This window comes from Kocuria sp. ICS0012, assembly GCF_001665945.1.
Classification (GTDB): domain Bacteria; phylum Actinomycetota; class Actinomycetes; order Actinomycetales; family Micrococcaceae; genus Kocuria; species Kocuria marina.
The window spans coordinates 42,103-61,517 of record NZ_LZMM01000046.1 but is presented as its reverse complement, the minus strand read 5'-3'; the positions used below and the strand labels follow the sequence as shown (position 1 = coordinate 61,517).

The following is a 19,415-nucleotide window of genomic DNA, read 5'->3' as shown; positions in this document are numbered from 1 at the left end:
GTCGCCGTGCCCGCGTTGGTGACGCAGCGGCGTCGTCAACCCCGAACTCCGCCACTGGCAACCGCGGCCCGCGCGCCGCCGAAGGGAAACCACCATGCTCGTACTGGTCGTCAACTGCGGCTCGTCCTCCATCAAGTATCAGGTGCGGGAGGTCGAACCGGCGGACGGGGAACCGCAGGCCTACACTTCCTCCATGCCCGCGATCGACGAGAACGTCCCCCTCGCCACGGCCACGGCGGGAATGGCCGGCGGCGAGGTGATCACCAAGGGGCTGATCGAGAACATCGGCACGTCGGAGATCCAGGACCACACCCAGGCCCTGGAAATCCTCGCCCAGCGTCTGGACGAAGAGCTCGGCGGGCGCACCATCGACGCCGCGGGCCACCGCGTGGTGCACGGCGGCGAGCGCTTCTCCGCCCCCGTGCTGGTGAACAACGAGATCATCCGGGCGATCGAGCGGCTGGCCCCGCTGGCACCGCTGCACAACCCCGCGCATGCCCTGGGACTGCGGGCCATCCAGAAGACCTATCCGGGGATGCCCCAGGTGTGCGTGTTCGACACCGCCTTCCACCGCACGATGCCCGAGAAGGCCTGGCGCTACGCCGTCCCCGAGCAGTGGTACGAGCTACACGGGATGCGCCGCTACGGTTTCCACGGCACCTCGCACGACTACGTGACCGGCAAGGCTTGCGAGTTCCTGGGCATCCCGCGGGAACAGTTCAACACCGTGGTGGCCCACCTGGGCAACGGCGCCTCGGCCACCGCCATCCGCGAGGGCCGCTCCTACGACACCTCCATGGGCTACACCCCCCTGGCCGGACTGGTCATGGGCACCCGTAGCGGGGACCTGGACCCCTCCGTGGTCACCGCCATGCTGGAGCGCAACCCCGGGATGAGCGCCCAGGACATGAACCGAATCCTCAACAACGAGTCCGGTCTGCAGGGCGTCTGCGGGGACTCGGACATGCGGGCCGTGGCGCAGCGGGCCAGCTCCGGGGACCGGCGGGCACAGCTCGCACTGGACATGGCCGCCTACCGCCTGGCGAAGTACATCGGCGGCTACCACGTGGCAGTCGGTGGAGCCCACGCGCTGATCTTCACCGCGGGCATCGGCGAGAACTCCCCCAAGTTCCGCGCCCTGGTGTGCGACCAGTTGGGCGCGCTCGGGATCACCCTGGACCCCACGCTCAACGAGGCCCCCCGGGGGGACGTGGCCCGCATCAGTGCGGAGACCTCCGCAATCGAGGTCCTCGTGGTGGCCACGGACGAGGAGCGGGCCATCGCGGAGGCCACGGCCGGGCTGGTGTGGGAGCGGGTCAAGAAGTAACACCTCGCGCACCAGACCCCCCACGCCCCACCCCCCCCAATCGCGTGCTTTAACGGAGCAGGTGCCATCTACTGTTCGGTAGACGGCACCTGCTGAGTCTTTGCAGCGCGCGGGGCGGCGCCGACGGGCGGATCAGCCCTGCTTGGTCACCGGCTCTTGCGCGGACCACGGGAAGACAATCCACTCGTCCGTGGACTTCCAAGAGAAGTCCGGACGGACCTCCGAGCGGGGCTTCTCGTAGACCACGGCGGAGCGGCACTCGGCGCCATAGCCGCGCAGCAGCTCCAACACGAGGGAAAGGGTGCGTCCGGAGTCCACGACGTCGTCCACGACCAGCACCTTCTTGTCGCTGATGGAGTCCGTGTCCAGCATGGGGGCGAGCAGCACCGGGTCCGGAAGGGTCTCGTGGACGTCCGTGTAGAACTCGACGTTCACGGCGTCAGAGAGCTTCACGCCCATGGCGTAGGACAGCGCCCCGGCGGGCAGCAGACCACCGCGCGCCACCGCGATGATGATGTCCGGGACGAATTCCGAGTCCACGATCTGCTGGGCGAGTTCCCGGGTGGCGGTCCCGAACCCCTCCCAGGTCAGGATTTCCTTGTTGTCCAGTTCGGTGGAGTCCGCGTGAAAGGCCATTCCCGTAGGGTAGTCGGTTTTGCGCGGCGGGCACTGCACGCGCCGCGCCCGCCTACACTTTCCGTGTCCCCTCACGACTGCCCCGATCGAGGATCCTCATGCCCAGCAGCGCATCACCCGCCCTTTCCCACGAGCGAGGGTCCCGCCCCGAGGACGAACGGCTGGGCGCCGGGCGCACCGTGGCGTACGCCGTGCAGCACATCCTCACCATGTACGGCGGTCTGATCGCCGTGCCGCTCGTGGTGGCCAGTGCCGCCGGGTACGACGCCGCCACCACCGCCCTGCTCGTGGCCGCCGCCCTGTTCGTGGGCGGGTTCGCCACGTTCCTGCAGGCGTGGGGGCTGCCGCGGATCGGTTCCCAGCTGCCGCTCGTGCAGGGGGTCTCCTTCACCGGGATCGCCACGATGCTGTCCGTGCTGGCCACGGGGGGCGGCATCCAGTCGGTGATGGGCTCCATCATGGTGGCCTCCGCCTTCGGGTTCCTGGTGGCCCCCTTCTTTGCCCGCGTGCTGCGCTTCTTTCCGCCCGTGGTCACGGGGTCCATCATTACGACCATTGGCATCACCCTGGTGCCCGTGGCGGCGTCGTGGTCCATGGGCGGGGACGAGAAGGCACCCGGCTACGGCTCGCTGGGCAACATCGCCCTGGCGGGGGTCACGCTGCTTGCCGTGCTGCTGCTGTCCAAGTTCGGCGGAGCGGTGCTGTCACGGCTGGCCATCCTGGTGGCGATCGTGGTGGGCACCGTGGTGGCGTGGGCCACCGGCATGGCGGACTTTTCGCACGTGGGGCAGGGGCCGTGGGTTGCGCTGCCCTCCCCGTTCCACTTCGGTGCACCCACGTTCCACATGGCGGCGATCGTGGCCATGGGCATTGTGATCCTGGTGAACATGGCGGAGACCACCGCTGACATCCTGGCCCTGTCCGAGATCACGGGCTCGCGCATCAACTCGGCACGCATCGCGGACGGGCTGCGCGCGGACATGCTGTCCTCCGCCGTGGCGCCGGTGTTCAACTCCTTCACGCAGACGGCGTTCGTGCAGAACGTGGGCCTGGTGGCGATCACCAAGGTCAAGAGCCGCTACGTGGTGGCCCTGGGTGGCGTGTTCATGGTGCTGCTGGGCATGCTGCCCGTGCTCGGCCAGGTCATCGCCGCCATCCCCCTGCCGGTGATGGGCGGTGCGGGCTTCGTGCTCTTCGGCACCGTGATGTCCTCGGGCATCCGCACGCTGGCCCGCGTGGACTACCGCGGCGGCATGAACCTGATCATCGTGGCCGTCTCCCTGTCCTTCGGCATGGTCCCGATCGTGGTCCCCACCTTCTACGACGCGTTCCCCGACTGGGTGGGCATCATCTTCTCTTCCGGTATCTCGTCCGCCGCCGTGGCCGCGCTGCTCCTGAACTTCTTCTTCAACGAGATGGGCCGCAGCCGGCGCACCACCGAGGCCATGGGCATGAACACCGTGGGGCTGCGGGTGCTCTCCCCGCGCGAGGCCGGCGCACTGCAGGACGGCGACCAGTTCGTGGACGGCCGCCTGCTGGACGCCCAGGGGCAGGAGATTCCGTTCGCGTCCTCCCAGGAGCAGTACGAGTCGGTGCGCGAACGCATCAACGCGGGCGAGCTGACTTCGCTAGAGGACATTCGCCGTGCGGTGGATAACTAACCCCGGACGACGTCGCTCCCCGCTTGCGCGCCTCTCCTCCCCTTCTCCTCCGCGAGTCTCGGCCTGTGCACCGCCGGTGCTCCACCGCCGCGGATTTCTGCCCCTCCTCTGCTCCGAGGGAGCAGCCGTACGAGGGGACGCACACCGCTGCCGGGGTCACGCGCTGCCCCTCATCGGCGCACCCGGTGGTAGGCCGCCACCACGTCCTGTGCCCTGGGCAGCGCCAGATGTCCCGGGTGGCCCCTGTGGTGGGCCAGGGCGTCCAGTCCGTCCCGCACCACCCGCTCCAGGGCCGCGTCCACCAGCTCGGTCAGAAGAGTGCGACCGTCGGCCGTGCGCTCGACCTCCTCCAGAAGCCGCGCAATCGCTTCCGTCTGCGAAGGGTCCACGAGCTGGCTCAGCGCGGAGAGGTCCACGTCCTCGCGGCCCCACTGGATGGTGTCGAGACCGCGAGCGCGAGCGGGTTTGTCCCTGCCGCCCTGCTGGGTGGCGCCATGGCGCGGACCGGACCGGGAGGCGTCGTGCCCCGCGGCACCTGGTCCGGACGGGGTGGCACCGCGTTCGGCCGGGACCGTGCCGAGCGCTTCCGGGGCGCCGCCAGGAACGTGCGGGCGGATCTCCCCGAAGGATGTCGCAGGACGCATGTCCTCGGGGCGCGGGAAGTCCCGCACCACCTGCCGGGCGCGGTCGGTGACATCCACGGCGCGGTAGGCGTCCATGGCCATCACCAGGTCCGCGACGTCCAGGAACGCCCCGGAGCCACCCGTGACCAGGATCGAAGACACCCCACGTTCCGTGTAGAGGGCGCCCACGCGGTCCACGAACGGGGTGATGGGCTCGCGTTCGCCCGGAACCATGGCGCGCATGCGTTCGTCCCGGACCATGAGGTTGGTGGCGCACGTGTCCTCGTCCAGCAGGAGCACCGCCGCCTGCGCCTCGACGGCCTCCACCGTGGCCGCCGCCTGGGACGTGGAGCCGGAGGCGTTGGACGTGCTGAAGTCGCGGGTGTCCGCGCCGGTGGGCAGGTTGTTGATGAACGGCGAGACGTCCGTGTGGCTCACGGCCCGGCCGTCCTCCGCGCGCACGGACATGGCGCTCGGCAGGGTGACCACGCGTTCGCGGCCGTCACCGGGAACGTGGCTGTAGACCCCGCGCTCCAGGGCCTGCGGCAGCGTGGACTTGCCGTGGTAGCCGCCACCCACGACCACCGTGACGCCCTCGGGGATCCCCATGCCGCTCACGGTCGACCCGTCTTCGAGCTCGAGCTCCACGCGCAGCTCCGGAGGCGTCTCGAACGGGACGGCGCCCCGGGCCAGCGGTTCGTCCCGGTGCCCGGAGGCGCGCGGCAGCACGGCGCTGTCCGCGACGAACGCCACGAGTCCACGCTGCGGCAGCTGCTCCCGCAGGTGCTGGGCGTCCAGGTGGGAGGTCACGTGGGCCTGCAGGGCGCGGGCGTCCAGGTTCTCGTACCGCAGCGCGCGCTCGACTACGCCCGGCAGCACCTCCGTGAGCAGCCGGTGCGCGGCATGGCCCTTGATGCGGCGGCCCGCGGCGGGCAGGGCGATCTCGCAGCGCACCTCCACGTGCGCATCCGTGGCCGCGGGGTCCGGCACCACGACGGACGAGCGCTCGAGGATCTCCTGGCCAGTGCTCTGGATGGAGATCCCGCCCGAGTCCTTGCCACCGCGCGGGCCCAGCTCACGGGCGGCACGGGAGAACTGCCGGGTGAGGAAGTCCCCGGCCGCCACGCGTCGGTCCTTCGAGGCGATCAGCCCACTCGGGATCCCCGTGCTGCGCAGGGGCAGCCGCACGCGCGCGAGGGACGGCGGGGCGTACGGGTCCGACTGCACGCGGTCCATGACGAGCTCCACCTCCCCGAGCCGCCACAAACCCTTGAGCTGCTTGTACGCGCTGTAACTGCTGCCATCCAGGCTGCGGAGGGTCTGCGAGAGGTCCGTGCGAGGTGTGCTCATGGGTCCATCGCACCACATGTGCGGGGGCCGGGGCACGCGGCAGGGCAGCCTCCCCGTGCGGTTTCCCACAAGCAACGGGCCGGGGGGACCAGGCCCAAGCGAGCGCTGCGCGCCCCGGGCCCCGTTCACATCTCAGGCTCTGCGTGCCTGCACCCGCCCGAGCACCAGCGCCGCCACAAGGCACAGCACGTATGCCCCGGCGATGGCGGCCCATCCGGCGGTGAACGCCCCCGTGAGGTCCACGAGCTGGCCCACCACCACGGGCCCCAGCGCGAAGCCCAGGTACATCCCGGTGGCCACCAGTCCGGACGCCACACCGATCCGTTCCCCGGACACGGCGGCGACGATTCCCGAGTTGATCACCACGTTCGCGGCCAGCGGCAGCGCGGCGTGGAAGGCGACGCCCAGCCACATGAGCCAGTGCTGCTGCGTCGTCTCCGCGAGCACGAGCAGCCCGAGCCCCACGATCCCGCCCAGGCTCATGACCTGGATCAGCGGTGCGGGTCTGCCGAGCCTGCCGGTCACCCGGCCCCACCCGATCCGGCTTCCGATCCCGATCACCCCCATCATGCCCAGCAGCAACCCGGCCACCGTGACGGTGTACCCCATGGCCCGCACCGCGAACAGGGACGCGTACACGTTCACGCCCTGCGTGCCCACCGCGTTGAGGAAGGACGTCAGCGTCAGCAGCCACACCGCGGGCGGCAGCGCCCCCGACGACGCCGCGGCGGAGGGCGCGACGGGAGAGGGAGCGGGCGGCGTCGTCGGGGTGTTCTCTCGGGCGCGGCGCTGTAGCCGGGTGACCACGGTCCACCCCGTGATGAGCAGGGGAACGCACAGCAGCGCGCCGAACAGTGCGGCACCTCGCCACCCGAACGCCGCGCCCGCCACCGGGAACGTGAGGCCCGCGACCAGCAGACCCACCTGCACCCCGGACTGCTTCCACCCCATCCACGCGGAGCGCTGGGCCAGCGGCACGCGCTGCGCGACGATGCGGTTGGTCACCGGGTTGGAAAAGGACTGCGCGAGACCCGCAATCAGGGCCGCGACCAGCAGCATGGCGTAGGACTGCCACGTGGCGCTGAGCAGGAACGCCACCAGCACACCCCCGAAGATCAGGGTGAGCTGCACGCGGGTGTCAATGCGGTCCGCGAGCACTCCCAGCAGCGGTGCCGCGAGACCCGCTACCACGAACACCGCCGTGATGATGAACCCATACTGCCCCTCGGTGATCCCGTAGCTCTCCACGATGGTGGCGCTCAGCGCACCCACCCCGTAGTTGAACACCGGCCCGGCGGCCATCGCGGCCATGAGCACCGCCAGCAGGATTCCGGGGGCCTTGCGCGTCGGCGCGGATGGGGTGCGGGTCACAGTCGATCACCCTAGCCCCGCACCGCGCCCTCGACCTCCCGTAGGCTTTCCCCACGACTGAGAAAGGCGGACGTCATGAGTGACTCACTGGATCCGGAGCTCGCCCGGGCCCTGCAGGAACCGGCGCGGCTGGTGCGCGCGGACCCTGCACTGCTGGACACGGTCCGCCAGGCGGGTTCCCCTGCCCAGGCGGAACTGATGCGCCGCGTTTCAGACGTGCGCACCGTGGAGGACCGGTACGCGGCGGCCGCCATGCTCGCCGCCCTCTTCGGCCACCGCGGCCCGCTGGACCAGGCCGCCCAGGGCTACGGCAGCACCCCGCCGTCCGAACTGCTCGCGCTCGCGGACGTCCCGGCGCTCCAGCCCGCCCTGCGGGAATCCCTGTCCTCCCCCGTCCGCACCGGCCTGCTGGAGTGGGCCACCACCGCGGACCCTTCTCACCCGCCCCTCGAACTCGCCATGGCGGCCCGGGATCTCGGGCTGTCCGACACTGCAGTGCTGCGTTCCGTCGCGGATCGCGCGGACCAGGTCGCCCACGACGCGGCACCCGCGCAGCGGGAGCCACTGGCCCGTTTCTCGGAAGTGCTGCGCGCGGCGGCGGACAACCCCCGGGACGGCGGAGCGGCGGCGTCGTCCGCGCCCGGTTCGATGCCGACGCCGCAGGGTCCCGTCGGCTCGCAGGGCCCCGCGGTCACGACCACCGGCATCCCGGCCTCCGAGATGCTGGGTGAGGACGAGCTGGACGAGCCCTCCCGGCCCGGACATCGCTACCCGGGCGAGGGTGTGCCCGTGCGCGACTCGATCGCGGGCCCCGGCGCCAACGCACCGCGGCAGACCTGGGAGCCGGGCAGCCTCTCGGGACGTCCCACCGGCGGCGAGTCCCAGGACGGGAACGACGCCGCCCACCCGGCCGGTCCCTCGGGCTCGCCCGACCGCCACGGACCGCCGGTGCCCCCGCGCGAACCGTCCACCAACGAGCTGTATTACGGCGTGGGCAGCGACCGGTACGCGGACCGGGACCCGGACAGCGAGCAGACCCGGGCCGAGGACCGCCACGTGGCCCGCAACTGGGCCATCGTGTTCGCAGTGATCGTGGCGGTCATCGTGGTGCTGGTGCTCCTGTTCTGACCGCTTCAGGACCGCCGACCCCCGCCGGGCCGGTAGGTTGGCCAGATCCGCCAGGCCCTGCCTGTTGCGCCACCCGATCGAGTCCAGCTGCCCGTCGGTGAGCGGCTCGGTCATCAGCGCGTAGTCGGAGACCGGGACGGTCTTGAGCCTGTCGCGCTCGAGCAGGGACGGGAACACGTTGGTGGCCAGCACGGCACGAGGCGCCCCCACGAGCCCGGCGTCAGTGCGGGCCACCACGCCGTCACCCGAGGTGTCCAGCTCGGTCACGCGGCTGTATTCGTGGATCCCGCCACCCAGCTCCGTGACCACCCGGGCCAGTGTGGCGGGGTGGACCATGGCACACCTCCGCTTCCTCCACCGCCCGGCGGGGTACGTGGGGAGCGGACCTGCCCACGCACCACGCGCTCATCCAGGAAGACGCTGGAACCGTCCTCGGCATGGGGCTCGTTCAGCCACTGCACCCGGTGAGGCTCCCCGGCCGGGTTGAGAATACCCGTGCGCTCGAAGTCCACGTCCTTCCCATGGTGCTCAATCGGGGCGAGCGCGGCCGCGGTCCGGGCCGCTCTGCGGTGTATTCGAGCAGCACTCGACCGCGCCCCGTGGTGATGGGCGGTCATGCGGCGCCCGCGGGGATGTCGACGGTGTTGAGGACGCTGTATGGCTGGTTGTCCCCCATGCCGGACACCGCCGAAGGGCAGGCCCGCTCCGCCTGACGGAACCCCCGGGTAGCGTGGACCAGGTGACTACTGAACAGAACGGCACCGCATTCTGGCAGCACGGCGTGGTGGTGCGCGGCGCGCGCCAGAACAACCTCCGGGACGTCTCCCTGGACCTGCCCCGGGACTCCATCGTGGTGTTCACGGGGGTGTCCGGCTCGGGGAAGTCGTCCCTCGCGTTCGGCACGCTGTTCGCGGAGTCGCAGCGACGCTACCTGGAGTCCGTGGCGCCGTACGCGCGCCGGCTGATCGACCAGGCGGGTGTCCCGGACGTGGACGTGATTGAGGGGCTGCCGCCCGCCGTCGCCCTCCAGCAGCAGCGCGGCGGGGGCGGAGCGCGCTCGGACGTGGCCACCGTGACCACGCTGTCGAGCCTGGTCCGGATGCTGTACTCTCGCGCCGGTTGGTACCCGCCGGAACAGGCCATGCTCTACGCGGAGGACTTCTCCGCGAACACTGTGCAGGGCGCGTGCCCCACGTGCCACGGGATCGGGCGGGTCTACGAGGTCACCGAGGACACCATGGTCCCGGACCCGTCGCTGACCATCCGTGAGCGCGCCGTTGCCTCCTGGCCCGTGGCGTGGGCGGGGCAGAACCAGCGGGACATCCTGGTCTCCCTGGGCTACGACGTGGACACCCCTTGGAAGGACCTGCCGAAGAAGGACCGGGACTGGATTCTCTACACCGAGGACCGCCCCACGGTGGGCGTGTACCGCGGGCTCACCCCGAACCAGACGCGCAAGGCCCAGGAGAAGGGTGTGGAGGCCACGTACCAGGGCACGTTCATCGGGGCGCGGCGCTACGTGCTGGACACCTTCGCCAACGCGAAGAGCCCGAGCACCAAGAAGCGCGCGGCCCAGTACCTCACGAGCGAACTGTGTCCGGAGTGCCACGGCAAGAAGATCAAGCACGAGTCCCTGTCCGTGACGTTCGAGGGCCTGGACATCGCGGAGTTCTCGCACCTGCCGCTCGCACGCGTGGCGGAGATCGCGCGCTCGGTGACCGCCGAGGACTGGACCCCGGGTGAGGCCCAGCACTTGGAGGACCGCGTGCTCGACACCGAAGCCCGCGCCGCCTCCACCGCCTCGCGGGTCGCGGAGGGCGGTGCCTCGCACGACGCCGCCCCGGACGTCCGGCGCACCCCGAACCTCTCCGTGGAGAAGCGGGCCGCCGCGCAGCGCCTCGCCGCGGACCTCGTGGCGCGGCTGCAGCCCATGATCGACCTGGGCCTGGGCTACCTCTCCCTGGACCGCACCACGCCCACACTCTCCGGTGGTGAGCGGCAGCGGCTGCGGCTGGCCACACAGCTCTCCTCCCAGCTCTTCGGGGTGGTCTACGTGTTGGACGAGCCCTCCGCAGGTCTGCACCCCCGGGACCTGGACGCGCTCATCGGGATCCTGCACGGGCTCAAGGACCGCGGCAACAGTCTGTTCGTGGTGGAGCACTCCCTGACCGTGATCCACGAGGCGGACTGGCTCGTGGACATCGGCCCGGACGCCGGCGAGCGCGGCGGGCGGGTGCTCTACAGCGGTAAGCCGAGCGGTCTCGCGGAAGTTCCCGAGTCCGCGACACGCCGCTACCTCTTCGCCGAGCACGCGCCGTCGGCCGAGGCACGCGAGCCCCGCACGCCGCAGGGGTGGCTGCAGCTCGAAGGCGTCACGCGCAACAACCTGCGCGGCCTGGGCGTGAGCCTTCCCGCTGGGTGCCTCACCGCCGTCACCGGCATCTCCGGCTCGGGCAAGTCCAGCCTGGTCAGTCAGGCGCTGCCGGTGCTGGTGCGCGAGCGGCTGGGCCACGGCGGCCAGGAGGACACGGAGATCACCGGGGACCCGGAGGCGGACCTGCTGACCGCCGACGACGCCGCGGACGAGGTGCGCGGGCACGTCGTCTCCCTGCCGGGGAGCGTGCGGCGCGTCGTCGTGATCGACCAGAAGCCCATCGGGCGCACCCCGCGCTCCAACGTGGCCACCTATACCGGGCTGTTCGACGCCGTCCGCAAGCTCTACGCCGCCACGGACGAGGCGAAACGGCGCGGTTACAAGGCCGGGCGGTTCTCGTTCAACGTGGCCGGCGGGCGCTGCCCCACGTGCGAGGGCGAGGGCAGCGTGATGGTGGAGCTGCTGTTCCTGCCGAGCATCTACGCACCCTGCCCGGACTGCCACGGCACCCGCTACAAGGCCGAGACCCTGGAGGTGCTGTGGCGGGAGCGCTCCGTGGCGGATGTGCTGGCCATGAGCGTGGACGAGGCGCACACGTTCTTCGAGGGCGAGGACGCCGTCCACCACACCCTGGGCGTGCTGCGGGACGTGGGACTCGGCTACCTGCGGCTGGGCCAGCCCGCCACCGAGCTCTCCGGCGGGGAGGCGCAGCGGGTCAAGCTCGCCTCCGAGCTGCAGCGGGCCTCGCGCGGGGACACGCTCTACGTGCTGGACGAGCCCACCGCCGGACTGCACCCCGCGGACAGCGACCGGCTCATGAACCACCTGCAGGGGCTGGCAGACGCGGGCAACACGGTGGTCATGGCCGAGCTGGACATGCGCATGGTTGCCCAGGCCGATCACGTGATCGACATGGGCCCGGGTGCCGGCTCGGACGGCGGGCGGGTGGTTGTCGCGGGCACTCCCGCCGACGTCGCGGCGCACCCGGACAGCGCCACTGCACCGTACCTGCGGGCCGTGCTGGGCTGACCCGGCGGTCGGGCCGGGTGGTCTGCACGGGCAGGGGGATGGCCCGGCCCCAGCGGCGGCGCCAAACGGCGTCATGCCGCCGCGGCGTCGTCGAAACCTCGTAATGTTGTCCCCGGGGAAGACGTCGTGTGTGCCACCTCACCACGGCGTGGGGACGCACCGCGGCCGCATCACTGCGGGCAGCGGGCTGGCCATGCACCACCGCCCGCAGGGGCCGTGACGCACGAGACGGGGGAACACCGAGATGACCGATCCTGGAACGCACCGGCACCGCGGAGCGCACCGCGCCGAACGCCGCGGGCCGAGCGGCACGCTGCTGACCTGGCTGGCCCTGGGCCTGGTGGCCGTCCTGCTGCTGCTCGCCGCCGTCTTCCTGATCCCGCGCGGGGACGACGCCGCGAGCGAGAACCCCTCGGACGCCGCCTCGAGCGCCGCGTCCGGTGACGCGAGTACGGCGGGTGGGGAGCCCGTCGTCGTTGCCCGCGCCAAGACCAGCGCGACCACCTGGTCCGCCGTGCTGCAGGACAGCAACGTGGAGCTGGGGCGCCCCCAGGAGGACGCCGGCACGCGCGAGCTGGTCTCCCGTGCGCTGGGCGAGGCCGAGAACGGGCGCGCGGATAAGGCCGCCACGGACGAGGCCCTGAAATTCCGTGCGCGCACGGAGGGCGACGCCGCGCCCGTGCGCAGTGCCGACGAGCGGCTCGAGCAGCTCGTCAAGCACTCCACCGCGGCGACCACCGCCAGCCCGAGCCCGCTGAGCCCTGCCCTGGCCGCGGGCGCGGCCTCCGGCGCCCCGCCGCGCAGCGCGACCGTGGTTTCTCGCGCGGAGTGGGACGCCTACCGCTCCCGCAACGCGGACACGGAGCTCGTGGCGAGCACCCCCGGCGACGACGCCCCCACCGCGGACGACGCCGCCCTGCAGCAGGCGCTCGCCCAGTGGCAGCACCTGGCGGAACCGTTCCACGCACTCGTGGCGATCGACGCCTCCGGGTCCATGGGCGAGAAGGTGGACCAGGACGGCTCCACCCGCATGGATCTGACGAAGGCCGCCGCCGCGACCGCCGTGGGGCTGTTCCCCGAGCACGACGCCCTCGGCCTGTGGACCTTCCAGCGGCACCTGGACGGGGACAAGGACTACCGCTCCCTCACCCCGGTGCGCGAGCTCTCCGCGTCGGTGGACGGCGGCACCCAGCGGGACCAGCTCTCCCGGGACGCGGAGTCCCTGACCTACGCCCCGGACGGCTACACCGGCCTGTACGACACCACCCTGGCCGCCTACCGCGAGGTGCTCCACGAAGACGCCCCCGGGCATCTGCGCACGGTGATCGTCCTGACCGACGGCATGAACCACGACCCCGGCTCCATCTCCCTCGACAACCTGCTCACCACGCTCAAGGACGAGCAGGACCCGGACAACCCCGTGCGCATCATCACCGTGGGCATCTCGAAGGACGCGGACGAGGACGTCCTGAAGCAGATCGCGGAGGCCACGGGCGGCTCCTCGCACATCGCCCGCACCCCGGAGGATATCCAGGACGTGTTCGTGAAGGCGCTCACGAGCGAGTGACCCGGTCCTCCGGCAAGCGCCAACCCGTTCGGCCAATGCTCCCGTGCCCTGGCCCTCGGTACCGTGGAGACATGACTGCCCAGGCCTCACGACGGACCCGGCTCTACTTCCCCGGCGCCCTCCTGGCCGTGCTGGCGGCGACTCTCCTCACGTTCACCGACGTCGCCTGGCGCGGTCTCATCGGGTGGGCCCTCCTGCTGGTGGCGGTGCTCGTGATGGTGACCGGTGGGCTGACGTGGCGGCAGCAGAAGGAGAACACCAGGGGGCGGTGAATCTGAGGCGCGAAATGCCCCGGGGCCAGGAGCCGCACCGTGGGCCGGGGAGCGGCGCACAGGGACCGCCCCTCACGGCACGAGCCGCGCCCCCGTGAATCGGGAGCGCGACTCGTGGTCGGTCAGGCGTCAGGGGCGACGCCACCGGGTCACCGCACCAGCTCGTCCACCACCCGCTGCATGGACTGGCTGTGGTTGCCGAAGCGGTGCATGGTGATGGACACGGCCTGCTCGGCCAGCATGTACATCATCTCCACGCGCCCGGCGCCCACCACGTCCTCGGTGATCAGGGCGATGTCCGGGTGCTCGGCGCGCACCGCGTAGAGGTCCTTGAGGTCCTCCTCGGAGCCGTCCCACGGGGAGATCACGCGGACGCGGGCGCCGTGGCGGACGTCGAGGGCGTCGTCGTCCAGGGCGCGCAGGTCCGAGAGCTGACCCAGCGGGCCCAGGGAACCGGTGCCCAGGGCGTGCGCGAACTCGGCGTCGGACGCGGGGTTGAGCACCGTGGCGAACAGCCCGTTCACGGCTGCGGGCAGCGAGTCCGCGGCGCTGAGGACCACCTGCGAACCCGAGCGCACGGCCGCGAGGCCCACGCGCAGGACGTCCGTGAGGGACGCCCCTTCCTGGGCGCGCACCACCACGGTGCGGGGGCGGTAGCGGAACAGGTTGGCCTCGCTGAGCAGGGCCGTGGGGTCCTTGACCTGGCCGAACTCGCGCTGCCACTCGGACTGGTCGGACTGCGCGGCGCGGCGCAACCACACGAGGTCCTCGTCCGAGATCAGCGGGGTCACGGCGTCCAGTGCGCGGTGCACACGCGGGTCCAGAACCCACGCACCGGCCGCACCGCGGTCCGTGCTGGAGGACGAGAACCCGGCGCGCTTCCAGCGGCCCAGCGACGCCAGGTAGTTGGGGCCACCGGCCTTCGCGCCGAGACCCACGGAGGAGCGCTTCCAGCCGCCGAACGGCTGGCGCTGCACGATCGCACCCGTGATCCCGCGATTGACGTAGAGGTTGCCCGCCTGGACGGTGTCCACCCAGCGCAGGATCTCGTCCGCGTCCAGCGAGTGGATGCCCGCGGTGAGCCCGTAGTCCGTGGCGTTCTGCAGCTCCACGGCGTGGTCCAGGTCCTCCGCGGCCATGAGCCCCAGGACGGGGCCGAAGCACTCGGTGAGGTGGAAGAAGGACCCCGGCTTCACACCGGTGCGGATCCCGGGACGCCACAACCGCCCGGTGTCGTCCAACTGCTTGGGCTCGATCAGCCATTCCTCGCCGGGTTCCAGCTGGGTCAGCGCCCGCAGTAGCTTGTCGCCGGGCTGTTCCACGGTGGGGCCCACGCTCGCCTGAAGGTTCACGGGCCAGTCCACGACCATGGAGGACGCCGCGTCCACGAGCTGACGGCGGAACCGCTCGGACGTGGCCACGGACCCCACGAGGATCCCGAGCGATGCCGCGGAGCACTTCTGCCCCGCGTGACCGAACGCGCTGGACACCAGGTCCCACACCGCCTGGTCACGGTCCGCGCTGGGCGTGATCACGAGCGCGTTCTTCCCGGAGGTCTCAGCCGTGAGGGGCCGCTCGGGATCCCACGACGCGAACAACTGCGCCGTCTCGTACGCGCCCGTGAGCACCACGCGCTCCACGTCCGGGTGGGAGATCAGCTGCTGACCGGCCTCCCCCTCCACGGGGGCCACGAGCTGCAGCACGTCCCGGGGCACACCGGCCTCCCACAGTGCTTCACACATGGCGGTGGAGCAGCGCCGCGATTCGGGCGAGGGCTTGTGGATCACAGCCGAGCCCGTGGCCAGGGGTGCCACCGTGGTGCCCGTGGGGATGGCCAGCGGGAAGTTCCACGGCGGGGTCACCACGGTCACGGCGTGCGGCACGAAGTCGCCACCGTCCACGAACTCCAGCTCGAGCGCGCGGCGGGCGTAGTAGCGGCAGAAGTCCACCGCCTCGGAGACCTCCGGATCGCTCTGCCCCAACACCTTGCCCGTCTCCGCGCCGGCCACGGCCATGAGGTGACCGCGGCGCGCTGCCAGGATGTCCCCGGCGCGGTTGAGGATCTCGGCGCGCTCGCGAGCGGGCGTGGCGGCCCACCGCTGCCCCGCGGCCTTGGCGGTGGCGACGACGTCGTTCACGGCCTCGACCGCATCCCCCGAGTTCTCCTCGACGTCCCGCAGCAGCTCGGGGACCGCCAGCGATTCGTACCACTGCGGGTCCCCGATGCGTTCGGCGATCTCCTCCGCCCACTTCTGGTTGGCGGGGACGGAGACGTCCGTGTCCGGTTCGTTGCGGAACGGCTCGTCCAGGGGGATCGTGGGGGTCTCCCCCGCGGTTTCCGCGCGGCGGTCCTGCACGCGCCGCGGATCGAGCGCCTGGGGATCGCTCTCCAGCTCGGCGAGCGCCGCCCGGAACCGGGCTTCCTCGCGCTGGAAGACCCAGTTGTCCGGACCCAGGTCGAAGATCCCGGACATGAAGTTCTCGTTCGCGGAGTTCTCCTCGAGCCGGCGCACCAGGTAGGACACGGCGACGTCGAACTCCGCGGGCTTGACCGCCGGGACGTAGAGCAGCAACTGGCCCACGTCCTCGGAGACGGCGTCGCTCTGGTTGGTGGCCATGCCCTGGAGCATCTCGAACTCGATGCGGCCGGTGACACCGCGCTCCGCCGCGAGCAGGTGCGCGAAGGCGATGTCGAACAGGTTGTGCCCGGCCACGCCCAGGCGCATGCCCTTCATGCGCTCGGGGTGGAACAGCCAGGACAGCACCCGCTTGTAGTTGGTGTCCGTGGCCTGTTTGGACTCCAGCGTGGCCAGGGGCCAGCCGTGCATCTCGGCGTCCACGTTCTCCATGGCGAGGTTCGCGCCCTTGACCAGGCGCACCTTGATCTGTGCGCCGCCGTCCGCGACGCGCTGTCCGGACCACTCGGAGAGCCGCTCCACGGCGCCGAGGGCGTCCGGGAGATAGGCCTGGATGACGATGCCGGCCTCGAGGTTCTCCAGCTGGGGCTTGTTCAGCAGCCGCTGGAACACCTCGATGGTCAGTTCGAGGTCCGAGTAGACCTCCATGTCCAGGTTGATGAACATCTTGCCGGTGCCCTTGGTGGCGGCCGTTTCATACAGCGGCAGCAGGCGCTCGACGACGCGCTCCGCGGTGCGCTCGAAGCCCCAGTGGGACAGCTGCGGCACCACGGAGGAGACCTTGAGGGAGACGTAGTCCACGTCCTCGCGGCGCAGCAGGCCCTCGGCGTCCGCGAGGTGCTTCTTGGCCTCGTCCTCGCCGAGCACCTCCTCGCCCAGGAGGTTGATGTTCAGCCGGTGCCCGTGCAAGCGCAAGGCCTTGACGGACTTCCCGAACGGGCCGGGGCGGGCGTCCACGACCATGTGGCCGACCATCTGGCGCAGACGGGTGCGCGCCGCGGGGACCACCACGGAGGGCAGCACCCCGGACAGCACTGTCCCCGCCTGGATCTGTGCGCGGTCCGCGGCCGGCATGGACTGCGGGGTCAATTTCGCGATGTCCTGCAGGGCCTTGGCCGCGGCCTTCGTGTCCTCCGTGCGGATCACGCGGTCCACGAAGCCCACCGTGAACTCCAGTCCGTTGGGGTCCTGGAGCACGGCGGCCAGACGGTCCTCCGCGGGGTTCTTCTGGGTGTTCTTGCGCTGGTTCTCCTGAGCCCTGAACAGCCACGTGCGCACGAGGTCCACGGCGGGATCGGCGAGGGCATGAGGATCGGTTCCGGTATTGACGGTGCGTGCCATTGCAGCGCCTCCAAAGTCTCGGCCCGGGAAGGATGCCGAGGCACTCCCTCGGCCACCAGCCGAGTCTCACCGGGCCCGGCGTGGCTGGTTCTCACACGCTATCGTGATCCCCGCCACGGCGAAGAATCGCCGGCCTACGACCGATCGAGCTCCGTCTGCAGGATGTCCAGCACCCGGATGAGGTTCAGGTGGGCCTCCACCTGCGGGAAGTTGCCGGTGGCCCGGCGCTGGGACGGCGAATACGTGGACGGCAGCAGACCCAACTCGTTGGCCGTGCCGAGCACGAGGTCCGTGAGCCGCGTGGCGTCCCCCGTGTGTCCGCACAACGCCAACTGTTCGGCCAGTTGCAGGGTCGCGGACACGGACGGCACCGACTGCCCCGCGAAACCGTCCTGACCGATCGAGGACGCGAACGCCTCGGCGTCGTCCAGGTCGGTGAGCTGCGGGAGGTTGCGGTAGCGGTGCAGCAGCCCCGATCGGTCCGTGAGCTCCTTGCGGATGCGCGCCACGGTGCCGAGCATGCGTTCGTCGTCGTAGGCCACGAAACCCACCGTGGGCAGCTGCAACAGGGAGGCGTCCACGTCCGTGGAGCCGTAGTACTGCACGAACGAACCCACCTGGGGGTCGTAACCGTTGGTCCAGATCTCGTGCGCGAGCTGGTCCCGGTGTTCCTCCCACGTCTCCACGTCCCCGGGCAGCCCGTGGATCCGCACGGCGTCCACGCCGGCCTGCAGCGCGGCCCACATCATCACGCGCGAGTGCGTATAGTACTGGGGTTCGCCGCGCATCTCCCAGACGCCCTGGTCCTTCTCCTCGTAGTTGGCCACGACGGCGCGCAGCAACGCCTGCTGCAACGGCCAGGACAGGTGGTCCTCCTGCACGCCGCGCCGACGCAGCATCTCGAACACCCGCAGCACGTGACCGGCCACGTCCGCCTGGTAGTGGTTGCCGGATGCGTTGCCCTCGCGCACCGGGCGCGATCGCTCGTAACCCGGCAGGTCCACGAGGCGTTCGCGGATCTGCCCGGAGCCGTCCAGCGTGTAGATGTTGGAGGGGTTGTCCACGTCCCCGGCCACGGCGCGCAGCAGCCAGTTGCGCAGTTGCGCGGCCTCCCGGTCGTGGCCGTGGTCCAGCATGATCTCCAGCGCGGAGGCCGCGTCCCGGGGCCACGCGTGGCGGTGGTCCCAGTTGCGTTCCCCGCCCAGCACCTCCGGCACGGACGTGGTGTCCGCGGCGATCAGTCCGCCCGTGGCCTGGTGCATGAGCCCGCGCACCACGAGCAGGCTGCGGCGGATGATGTCCTCGGGGGCGTCCTGGGTGCTCGTGAAGTGCACCGTCTCCTGGGCGTCGGCGTCCGCCGGGCGGTCCCCGTGACGCCCCACGTCCCGGCCGGACGCGGGCTCGCCCGCGTCTCTTCTTTCCGCCGACGACGCCGCCCACGCGCCGTCGTCCCCGTCCTCCGGGAGCTCCGGGTCCGCTGTGGGGTCCGTGAGCGGATCGTACGGTTCGTACAGATCCGTCCACTCCTGCCACAGGTTCAGCGTGGCCGTGAGGGTCTCGTTGACGTCCACCGCTTCCGGCGGGACGCCGTGGGACGGGAACCACGTGAGCGTGAAGTCCCTGGTCTGGCCCGCGGCCACCGTGAAGGAGCCCGCATGGCGCCGCTTGCGGCGGTCCGGGTCCGCCTCCGGCAGCGGGTCACCGTGGAACACCACGGAATCGGGGCCGGCCATGCCCACGAGCACGGACTCCGCGACCGCGCCCTCCTCCGATTCCTCCTCGAGCACGTCGAAGCGGCTCAGCCACGGGACCGACGAGCCGTAGTTGAAGCGCAGCCGCAGGTCCTGGAACATCTCGACCTCGCCCGTGAGGCCCTCCACCCGGCGGATCAGTTCCGTGCGGGAGTTCAGGGGCATGAAATCGGTGACCCGCACCACGCCGGTGTCCGTGGTCCACACGGTGTGCAGCACGAACGTGTTCTCCGCGTAGAACCGCTCCACCGCGGTGACGCCGGGCAGGGAGAGGTCCACCGCGGCGTCGTCGTCCACGGCGCAGTACGGCGCCAGCAACCAGCGGCCGTGGTCTGGGGTGCCCAGCAGCGCCGCGAACAGCGCGGGCGAATCGAAGCTCGGGACGCACCACCAGTCCACCGAGCCATGACGGGAGACCAACGGCCCACTGCGCATGTTGGAGAGCAGGGCGTAGTCCTCGATCTTGGAAGCCATGGGCCCAGAATCCCACAAACGCCCTGGCGGCTCACGCCGGAGCATGGGCGCCCGTGTCGAGGAACGGGCCCCTGCCCTCAGGGGAAGTCTGGCC

General features: G+C 71.1%; 11 protein-coding genes. 6 read left to right on the top strand and 5 right to left on the bottom strand.

Annotation, left to right across the window (positions count from 1 at the left end):
- Positions 1 to 94: 94 nt before the first annotated feature.
- Positions 95 to 1,327 carry an acetate/propionate family kinase gene (locus A5728_RS07480; protein WP_064846449.1) on the top strand — a complete coding sequence of 411 codons (1,233 nt, stop codon included), beginning with the start codon at positions 95 to 97 and terminating at the stop codon, positions 1,325 to 1,327.
- A 132-nt stretch (positions 1,328 to 1,459) separates the two neighbouring features.
- Here the strand turns inward: A5728_RS07480 and A5728_RS07475 are convergent, their stop codons facing one another.
- Positions 1,460 to 1,963, bottom strand: coding sequence for a phosphoribosyltransferase (locus A5728_RS07475; protein ID WP_064846448.1), 504 nt, complete (start codon positions 1,961 to 1,963; stop codon positions 1,460 to 1,462).
- A 98-nt stretch (positions 1,964 to 2,061) separates the two neighbouring features.
- On the opposite strand from A5728_RS07475, the gene A5728_RS07470 reads away from it, so the two are divergent.
- Positions 2,062 to 3,624, top strand: coding sequence for a nucleobase:cation symporter-2 family protein (locus A5728_RS07470; protein ID WP_064846447.1), 1,563 nt, complete (start codon positions 2,062 to 2,064; stop codon positions 3,622 to 3,624).
- A gap of 170 nt (positions 3,625 to 3,794) precedes the next feature.
- Here A5728_RS07470 and A5728_RS07465 read toward each other — a convergent pair whose 3' ends face one another.
- Positions 3,795 to 5,597 (bottom strand): ABC-ATPase domain-containing protein, encoded by a 1,803-nt coding sequence (locus A5728_RS07465; protein WP_064846446.1) that lies wholly within the window; start codon positions 5,595 to 5,597, stop codon positions 3,795 to 3,797.
- A gap of 132 nt (positions 5,598 to 5,729) precedes the next feature.
- Positions 5,730 to 6,968, bottom strand: a complete 1,239-nt coding sequence (locus A5728_RS07460; protein ID WP_082943316.1) for an MFS transporter — start codon at positions 6,966 to 6,968, stop codon at positions 5,730 to 5,732.
- A 75-nt stretch (positions 6,969 to 7,043) separates the two neighbouring features.
- On the opposite strand from A5728_RS07460, the gene A5728_RS14100 reads away from it, so the two are divergent.
- From A5728_RS14100 to A5728_RS07435, 4 genes are all read left to right on the top strand, one after another.
- A complete protein-coding gene (locus A5728_RS14100) occupies positions 7,044 to 8,096 on the top strand; it encodes a hypothetical protein (RefSeq protein ID WP_064846445.1) in 1,053 nt (350 codons plus the stop codon).
- A gap of 739 nt (positions 8,097 to 8,835) precedes the next feature.
- Positions 8,836 to 11,499: an excinuclease ABC subunit UvrA gene (locus A5728_RS07445; protein WP_064846568.1), complete on the top strand. Its 2,664-nt coding sequence runs from the start codon at positions 8,836 to 8,838 to the stop codon at positions 11,497 to 11,499.
- 244 nt (positions 11,500 to 11,743) lie between these two features.
- Complete coding sequence (locus A5728_RS07440) at positions 11,744 to 13,066, top strand: VWA domain-containing protein (protein ID WP_064846443.1); 1,323 nt, start codon at positions 11,744 to 11,746, stop codon at positions 13,064 to 13,066.
- 71 nt (positions 13,067 to 13,137) lie between these two features.
- On the top strand, positions 13,138 to 13,338 hold the full coding sequence (locus A5728_RS07435; protein ID WP_064846442.1) for a hypothetical protein: 201 nt from the start codon (positions 13,138 to 13,140) through the stop codon (positions 13,336 to 13,338).
- A 149-nt stretch (positions 13,339 to 13,487) separates the two neighbouring features.
- Here A5728_RS07435 and A5728_RS07430 read toward each other — a convergent pair whose 3' ends face one another.
- Together A5728_RS07430 and A5728_RS07425 are read right to left on the bottom strand one after the other, a co-directional pair.
- Complete coding sequence (locus A5728_RS07430; RefSeq protein ID WP_064846441.1) at positions 13,488 to 17,096, bottom strand: bifunctional proline dehydrogenase/L-glutamate gamma-semialdehyde dehydrogenase; 3,609 nt, start codon at positions 17,094 to 17,096, stop codon at positions 13,488 to 13,490.
- Between the two features lie 134 nt (positions 17,097 to 17,230).
- Positions 17,231 to 19,321 (bottom strand): glycoside hydrolase family 15 protein, encoded by a 2,091-nt coding sequence (locus tag A5728_RS07425; protein ID WP_064846440.1) that lies wholly within the window; start codon positions 19,319 to 19,321, stop codon positions 17,231 to 17,233.
- Positions 19,322 to 19,415 lie beyond the last annotated feature (94 nt).